Origin of the sequence: Peribacillus sp. NPDC097295, from assembly GCF_044761665.1 — a bacterium.
Classification (GTDB): domain Bacteria; phylum Bacillota; class Bacilli; order Bacillales; family DSM-1321; genus Peribacillus.
Genome location: NZ_JBIWCW010000038.1, coordinates 1 through 1,444 on the forward strand (window position 1 = coordinate 1; position 1,444 = coordinate 1,444).

General features: G+C 33.9%; 1 protein-coding gene. It reads right to left on the bottom strand.

Annotation, left to right across the window (positions count from 1 at the left end; translation table 11 throughout):
* Positions 1-406 precede the first annotated feature (406 nt).
* On the bottom strand, positions 407-934 hold the full coding sequence (locus ACIQXN_RS21515; protein WP_402971613.1) for a shikimate kinase: 528 nt from the start codon (positions 932-934) through the stop codon (positions 407-409).
* Positions 935-1,444 lie beyond the last annotated feature (510 nt).

Sequence of the window (1,444 nt, forward strand, 5' to 3'; positions counted from 1 at the left end):
CAGCGCCGATGGTAGTTGGGGGTTTCCCCCTGTGAGAGTAGGACGCCGCCAAGCCATTTGAAAGGTCAGCCATTGTGCTGGCCTTTTTTGCGTTTAGTGGAAGAAAGTTCGATATATACGAACAGGTAAAAGAGTAATCTAAGAATATTTTTAAAACTAAAACCCGTAAAGAAGTTATGTTTCCTATCCGAATAAGTTGTTATTAAAGTTCTTATAGAAAGAATTTAAATTTTGGGCGGATGTTTGCTTAACAACCCTTAGCAACTGGGATTAAAAAGAACAATTGTTGTAAAAGTATATAAAAAAGGGTTTTATAATATTCGAGGGGCCGGCGAAAATTACGGTAAATATAGAAGAAAGCAAAAGGTGATCAGCTAATAAAGCCAAACACCTTTTTTTTAGGGCATCAGTTAAGTGGTTCAATATTCCAAGTAACTTTTAAAGAATCAACGATGTAATCTGCTACTTCATCCACTTCGAGATTATCGGTGATCACTTTTGTATGATGATAGGAGTAGACTTCTTGTCTAGCTTTAAAAAGTTCTTCTATTTCCACAAGACTTTTATTTTGTAGCACGGGCCTACTATCGATAAGCAAACCAATTCTTTCTTTCCAGTAGTCCCAAGATAAATCAAGATAAATAACTATACAATTGGAGAGGCAAATTGTCCGTACATCCTCTTGTAAAAAAGCTCCGCCGCCTAAAGAAAGTATTTTTAACTTTTGCTGACTAAAACGATTAATTACTTCCTTTTCTTTTTCACGGAAAGCTTTTTCCCCAAACTTTTTGAATATTTCCGTCGTGGGCATATTAAATTCCTGTTCTATCTCGTGGTCGATATCTATGAACTCCCTATATAATTTTTTCGCGACCTTTTGGCCAATTGTGGTTTTTCCTACCCCCATGAAACCTATAAAAACGATACTTTGCATCCTCAAAGATGTGTCTTTATTAACCACTTTTAAATTCCTCTCCCCACTACATTACAAAGATTAAAAGTTACGTATCAATTTTAAAAATAATATCATTATAGTACAAGATAGTGGAATTGTAAAAAACTTTTTAAATATTTGGAAAATAATCAGTCCTTCAGGATTAATACGATCATGTGTTTCCGATTGGTGGAAAAACAGGCTCACTCGGTATCAACTAATTCATAGAAGATAATTAAAATGGGCTTTCATATGGTTGAGCAGTTAGGTGGTCATTTTCCAGATGAAAAGACGGGTAAGAATAAAAAAGAAAAAACTCAAAAATACATTGACTTTGATGATAGAAAGGATTAATATAAATAAGCACCAAGTAAACAAATAAAAAACTTCATTCACTTTTGGCTGATTGCCAGATGAAATGACACAATAAAAACTATTGACTTCTTATAAAGAAAATGGTAAGATGAAATGGTCGCTGAGAAACACCGGCGATTAAAAATTAGTTTAAAA

What these genes read in the sequence shown, in the direction of transcription:
- ACIQXN_RS21515 (WP_402971613.1), bottom strand. Translation starts at nt 934, where the DNA reads ATGCAAAGTATCGTTTTTATAGGTTTCATGGGGGTAGGAAAAACCACA.